This window comes from Gordonia sp. (in: high G+C Gram-positive bacteria) (genome assembly GCF_049299075.1).
GTDB lineage: Bacteria > Actinomycetota > Actinomycetes > Mycobacteriales > Mycobacteriaceae > Gordonia.
Map to the genome: position 1 here is coordinate 1 of NZ_JBAQWU010000538.1, position 5,840 is coordinate 5,840.

At 67.5% G+C, this 5,840-nt stretch carries 8 protein-coding genes; 4 read left to right on the forward strand and 4 right to left on the reverse strand.

Annotation, left to right across the window (positions count from 1 at the left end):
- Positions 1-22: 22 nt before the first annotated feature.
- Positions 23-697: a Crp/Fnr family transcriptional regulator gene (locus tag WAW85_RS17135; protein WP_422560787.1), complete on the reverse strand. Its 675-nt coding sequence runs from the start codon at positions 695-697 to the stop codon at positions 23-25.
- 119 nt (positions 698-816) lie between these two features.
- Positions 817-1,044, reverse strand: coding sequence for a hypothetical protein (locus WAW85_RS17140; RefSeq protein WP_422560792.1), 228 nt, complete (start codon positions 1,042-1,044; stop codon positions 817-819).
- Between the two features lie 135 nt (positions 1,045-1,179).
- On the opposite strand from WAW85_RS17140, the gene nth reads away from it, so the two are divergent.
- The 4 genes from nth to WAW85_RS17160 are packed head-to-tail and all read left to right on the forward strand — an operon-like array spanning position 1,180 to position 4,608.
- Positions 1,180-1,929, forward strand: a complete 750-nt coding sequence (gene nth / locus WAW85_RS17145; protein WP_422560788.1) for an endonuclease III — start codon at positions 1,180-1,182, stop codon at positions 1,927-1,929.
- Positions 1,926-2,618 (forward strand): TlpA family protein disulfide reductase, encoded by a 693-nt coding sequence (locus WAW85_RS17150; protein ID WP_422560789.1) that lies wholly within the window; start codon positions 1,926-1,928, stop codon positions 2,616-2,618. Before nth ends, WAW85_RS17150 begins: the two co-directional genes overlap by 4 nt.
- Before the next feature lie 23 nt (positions 2,619-2,641).
- Positions 2,642-3,406 (forward strand): NUDIX hydrolase, encoded by a 765-nt coding sequence (locus tag WAW85_RS17155; RefSeq protein WP_422560793.1) that lies wholly within the window; start codon positions 2,642-2,644, stop codon positions 3,404-3,406.
- The gene (locus WAW85_RS17160) at positions 3,403-4,608 is read left to right on the forward strand and encodes a MarP family serine protease (protein WP_422560790.1); all 1,206 of its coding nucleotides are present in this window, start codon (positions 3,403-3,405) and stop codon (positions 4,606-4,608) included. The genes WAW85_RS17155 and WAW85_RS17160 overlap by 4 nt, the downstream gene beginning before the upstream one ends.
- 3 nt (positions 4,609-4,611) lie before the next feature.
- On the opposite strand, the gene WAW85_RS17165 is transcribed toward WAW85_RS17160, so the two are convergent.
- A complete protein-coding gene (locus tag WAW85_RS17165; protein WP_422560794.1) occupies positions 4,612-5,547 on the reverse strand; it encodes an alpha/beta fold hydrolase in 936 nt (311 codons plus the stop codon).
- 11 nt (positions 5,548-5,558) lie between these two features.
- Positions 5,559-5,840, reverse strand: a 282-nt coding sequence (locus WAW85_RS17170) for a phage holin family protein (RefSeq protein ID WP_422560791.1), incomplete at its 5' end; no start/stop codon positions are given.

Consider the following 5,840-nt stretch of genomic DNA (forward strand, 5'->3'; position numbering starts at 1 on the left):
GTGGCGCGGCGTCGTCGTTCGGTCAGCGAGCGCGGCGGGCCAGTCGCTCGGAGTCGGCGATTAGCACGCTCTTGCCCTCCAGCCGCAGCCAGCCGCGTTGGGCGAAGTCGGCGAGTGCCTTGTTCACGGTTTCGCGGGAGGCGCCGACCAGCTGGGCGATCTCTTCTTGGGTGAGGTCGTGGGTGACGCGCAGTGCGCCGCCCTCTTGCGTGCCGAAGCGCTGAGCGAGCTGTAGCAGCTGCTTGGCGACGCGGCCGGGGACGTCAGTGAAGATCAGATCGGCGAGGTTGTTGTTGGTGCGGCGCAGGCGGCGGGCCAACACGCGCAGCAGTTGCTCGGCAATCTCCGGGCGGTCCTTGATCCACTTCTTCAAGGCATCGCGGTCCATCGTGGCCACCCGCACTTCGGTAACGGTGGTCGCTGACGAGGTCCGCGGGCCGGGATCGAAGATAGAGAGCTCGCCGAACATGTCTGACGGACCCATGATGGTCAGCAGGTTCTCCCGACCGTCCGGCGACCGGCGGCCGAGCTTTACCTTGCCGGACAGGATGATGTAGAGCCGGTCGCCCGGTTCCCCCTCGTGGAAGATCACATGTCCGCGAGGGAACTCGAGTTCCGTCAGTTCGGACGCGAGGGCCGCAACTGCGGTCGGCTCAACCCCCTGGAAAATGCCTGCCCGGGCCAGAATCTCGTCCACCAGGAACCTTTCTCGTTCTCGTCGCCACCGCGCCTGCACACGCGCCAGTGATCCACGCTACTCGATGGATGAGTTTAATTGTTGCTAGGGTCACACGCGCGGAGGAACGCGGTAATCGATCAATCTTCGTCGGCAAGCTGATTTCGGCGGCGACGGAGGCGGTCCAAGGCGCTCGGCAGACCTTCGCGCGCTAGGTTCTTTACATCGGTGTCGTCGGCGCCTTCCAGGAACTCGTCGACCTGCGCTCGGCCGACGGTCAGGCTGTCGAGGTTGCGCTGCACCCGTTCCATGGCCAGGGCGAACAGCATCAGCACGAACGGGAAGACGATCACGGCCAGTCCTTGCATGTCCTCCACCAAAACACAGTGCGCCAAGTGCTCGCGAATTCAGGCGGGCGCCGACACCGAGTTGTGACCTAGCTCAGCCCGCGCCGAGGACTCCGTCGCCGGTGGTGGCGCGGCGCATCGGTAATCTTCATGGGTATGAGCCGCCGAAAAGAGCAGACCCGCTTGGGACTGGTTCGTCGTGCCCGGCGGATGTACCGGCAGTTGACCGTCGAATTCCCGCACGTCTACTGCGAACTGGACTTCACCACGCCGCTGGAACTGTCGGTCGCCACCATCCTGTCCGCGCAGTGCACCGATGTGCGGGTGAACCAGGTGACGCCGGCGCTTTTCGCCCGGTACCCGGATGCCTGGGCTTATGCCGGTGCCGACCGCACCGAACTCGAGGAGCTGATCCGCTCGACCGGCTTCTACCGCAACAAGGCCCACTCGATCATCGGCCTCGGCCAAGCATTGGTCACCCGGTTTGACGGCGAGGTTCCCGGCAAGCTCGACGAACTCGTCTCGCTGCCCGGGTTCGGCCGCAAAACCGCGAACGTGGTGCTGGGCAATGCCTTCGGGGTTCCCGGGCTAACCGTGGACACGCATTTTCTGCGACTGGTGAGCCGCTGGGAGTGGACCGACCAGACTGACCCGGTGAAGGTGGAGCGGGTGATCGGGGAACTGTTCCCACGCAAGGAGTACACCGACCTGAGTCACCGGATCATTTTTCATGGACGCCGGATCTGCCACGCGCGCAAGCCCGCATGCGGTATCTGCACGCTGGCCACTGACTGTCCGGCCTACGGCACCGGGCCCACCGACAAGATCGAAGCGGCCGCACTCGTGAAGGGGCCGGAGACCGAGCACCTTCTCGCGCTTGCGGGCGTCGGGGGGTCGGCAGCGTGAAGCGCGTCTGGGAACAACTAACAACGCCGGCAGCTAAGGCGATGATCGCCTTCGTCATCGTGACCGTCCTGCTGATTATTGCGTTCTGGCCGCGCGGCAGCGCCGTGCCGCCGCAGAGTGCGGCTGGCTCCACCCAGGGCGTGACCGATGAGCCGGTCGACGATGCGACTCTCGCTCGGGCACGGGTCGACGCGGCTCTGCCGCCGTGTCCGCAGAGTGATCGGCCGGTCTCGGCCGGAGCCGCGCTGGCCGCTGCGTCCGCGATCTGCCTGGCTGACGGCCAGCGACTCAACCTGGGCCAGGCCACCGCGGGACGTCCGGTCGTGATCAACATGTGGGCGGTGTGGTGCTTGCCGTGTCGCAAGGAACTCCCGCTGTTCGACGAGCTGTACCGCCGGGCGGGCGATCAGCTCGACGTGCTGCTGGTGCACGCCATCGACGGCGCCGCCAAGCCCTACGCGCTGTTGCAGTTTCTTGCCGAAGTGGGCGTGCACGTGCCCACCGTCGCCGATGTCGACGGCGAGGTGGCCCGCGGGCTGCGCACCCCGCGCGTCTACCCCTCGACGATCCTGATCCGCGCCGACGGAACGGTGGCCGCCATCGAGCCGCGCGTCTTCACCTCCTACGACGACCTCGCCGCCGTAGTCAACAGCCAACTCGGCGTGGACGTCTCGGGGGACACACCGTGAAGCACCCTGGTAACCCGTTTGGCATGCTGACCGAGCGCACGGAGATCCCGCCGTGGCTGCGCCCGGTGACCGATAACCCGGCCGCTGTGAACGAGGCCGTGCTGAACCGGGGCGGTGACCGTGCGCGCTGGGCCGCGGCCTTCCGGGCTAAGCGCGCGGCCGCGGTGCTGGTCCTCTTCGGTGGCACCTTCGAGGCCGCTGCCGACCATCCCGGAGGTCTGCCTGCCGACGCTGACGTGCTGCTGACCGAACGGGCGCCCACCATGCGTACGCACAGCGGTCAAATCGCCTTCCCCGGTGGCGGCCGCGATCCGGGCGACGACTATCCGGTGGGCACCGCGCTGCGCGAAGCCCGCGAGGAGACCGGGCTGAGTGCCGATGGTGTGCGGGTGCTCGCGAGTCTGCCGATGTTCCCGGTGCCGTCCGGCTTCGAAGTGACCCCGGTTCTCGGGCACTGGTTCGCGCCGAGCGATGTCGGCGTCGTCAACGCCGAGACGTCCAGGGTGATGCGGACAAATTTGCGCGAGCTGCTTGACCCAGCCAATCGCTTCCAGGTGAGCCGCTCGATCATGGGCGCGACCGCCTACAAAGGGCCGGCGTTCCTGTACGACGGTCTCCTCGTCTGGGGCTTCACCGGCGGTCTATTGGCCGCGATCAGCGAGGCCGCGGGGTGGGATTTGCCGTGGGACACCGCGGACGTCCGCCCACTGGAGCAGATGATCGCCGAGACCGGCGGCCGGCAGGTGTCCGGCTTCGGCGATCCCGACGGCGGGAGTGCGCACGGGTGAGCGGATCAATCTGGATCGACCTGGCCATCTTGGCCATCGCCGCGCTCGCCGCAGTAAGCGGCTACCGGCAGGGTGCGGCCGCGTCGGCGCTGGCCCTGATCGGCGTGCTGATCGGGGTGGTGGCCGGCATTCTGCTGGTGCCGCATGTCGTTTCCGGCATCGACGATCCGCGGGTGCGGATCCTGGTGGCGGTATTGCTGCTGGCCGGGTTGGTGATCATCGGCGAGATCTCCGGCATGGTGATCGGGCGTGCCGCCCGCAGCGGCCTGCACTCGCTGCGGCTGCGTCGGGTGGACAGCGCCGTCGGCGTCGTGCTGCAGGTGCTGGCGATCCTGGTGGCGGCGTGGCTGATCGCGGTGCCGATCCGCGGATCGACGTCGAGCAGTGGTTTCGCCACGGCCGTCCGGGGTTCGCAGGTGGTCGACGGCGTCGATCAGGTGGCGCCGACGTGGCTGCGCGATTTGCCTGGTGACTTCACCGCATTGCTCGACACCTCCGGTCTCAAGCAGGTGATCAGCCCGTGGGGCGAGGCCGAGGTGGCCAACGTCGAGGCACCCAACCCGCAGTTGGATTCGGCGGCAGCGGTTCGCCGGGCGGAGCCGAGCGTGCTGAAGATTCTGGGTGTGGCCAACGCGTGTAGCCAGTCGCTGGAAGGTTCAGGCTTCGTGATCAGCCCGGAGCGGGTGATGACCAACGCGCACGTCGTCGCCGGTACCGATCAGGTGTCGGTGCAGACCTCGAGCGGGACCGAGTACGCGGCGACCGTCGTGTGGTACAACCCGCGCAACGACGTTGCCGTGCTCGACGTCCCCGGGCTGTCGGCGCCGACGCTGCCGTTCGCTGAGCAGTCCGGCCGGACCGGCGACGACGCGATCATTCTCGGGTTCCCGGAGAACGGGCCATTCACCGTGACACCGGTGCGGCTACGCAACACGGTGAATCTGGTCGGCCCGGATATCTACCAGAGCCCGGAGGATGTGCAGCGCCAGGTGTACACGGTGCGCGGTTCGGTGCGGCCGGGCAATTCTGGCGGTCCGATGATCACTCCGGGTGGACAGGTGCTCGGCGTCGTCTTCGGTGCATCCGAGCGTGACGGTGACGACACCGGATTCGTGCTGACCGCCGACCAGGTGCGGGCCGACGTTCAGGGCTCGCAACAGCGGCGACGAGCGGTGAGCACGGCGGCCTGCCTGGCCCGCTGACGGTTAGTCGGCCAGCAGGCGGAGCAACCTGTCGTTGACCTCGCTGGGATTCTCTTCGTGCACCCAGTGTCCGGCGGCCGGAATCACCCGGTAGTCGAAATTGGCTGCCCAATGGCTGCTGGCCGAGACCACCGAATCGAGGATGTAATCGTCCTCGTCGCCGCGCATGGCCAGCACCGGGATGTGGAGTCGTTTGTTCATCAGGTCCATGAATCGGCGGCCGTCCCCGCGGAACTGCGAGCGGAAGGCCCAGCGCCGGTACTCCAGGCTGCAGTGCGCGACGCCCGGGATCAGCATTGCATCGCGATTGCGGGGGAGGGCGTCGGCGAAGTCTGGCGTCTGCAGCCATGCCGCCCCGGCACGTTCGCGGAAGTACTCGTCCAGCCAGGCGCTACTACCGCGGGTGAGTCGCTTCTCGCCGAGGCGCGGCAACTGGTTGTGCAGGAAGGGCGCTAAGAAGGCGCGGCGCTCGTCGGCGTTGGTCAGCACCGCCTGGCGCAGGGCGCGCGGATGGGGGGAGCCCAGGACCGCAATGCGCGATACCGAACGGGGGTGCAGGGTGGCCGTGGCCCAGCAGACGAGGCCGCCGTCGGCGTGGCCAACCAACGTCGCCTCGCTGTGTCCGAGAGCGCGCACCAGGGCGTGCGTGTCGCCGGCCAGCGTCCACCCGTCGTAGCCGCGCGGGGGTTTGTCGGAGTCGCCGTAGCCGCGCAGATCGACGGCGACGACATGGTAGCCGGCCTCGGTGAGCGGGGCGATCTGGTGTCGCCAGCTCCACCAGAACTCGCCGAAGCCGTGCAGCAGCAGTACTAGTGGGCGATCGGTCAGATTGTCCGCAATGCCTTCGACGGCGTGGAAGCGCAGACCATTGGCCCGAACATCGAAATGCTGCCAGGGGCCGTCGAATCTGACCTGGGTGGCGTCCGGCGCGCCGGACAGGGTGGCCAGGGTCAGCTCCGGTGTGCGTGGTGCCCGGCCGGCGGGATCTGCGGGTGCGCATAACCGCCGACGGCCGGTGGTGCGGACTCGCCGCCACCGGGCAGTAGTGCGGCTTTGGCCTCGCGGACCGACTCGATGGTCTTCTCCGGGGCGCGCAGCTTCTTGAACAGCCGGTAACCGATCAGGATGCCGAGGATCGCGGTACCAAGCAGAAGACCGAAGACGATCAGGAAAGCGGCCCAGGTCGGCAGCCACACGTCCAGCAGGAAACCCAGGAATACAAAGAAGAACAG

What these genes read in the sequence shown, in the direction of transcription:
- WAW85_RS17140 (WP_422560792.1), bottom strand. Translation starts at nt 1,044, where the DNA reads ATGCAAGGACTGGCCGTGATCGTCTTCCCGTTCGTGCTGATGCTGTTC.
- nth (WP_422560788.1), top strand. Translation starts at nt 1,180, where the DNA reads ATGAGCCGCCGAAAAGAGCAGACCCGCTTGGGACTGGTTCGTCGTGCC.
- WAW85_RS17155 (WP_422560793.1), top strand. Translation starts at nt 2,642, where the DNA reads ATGCTGACCGAGCGCACGGAGATCCCGCCGTGGCTGCGCCCGGTGACC.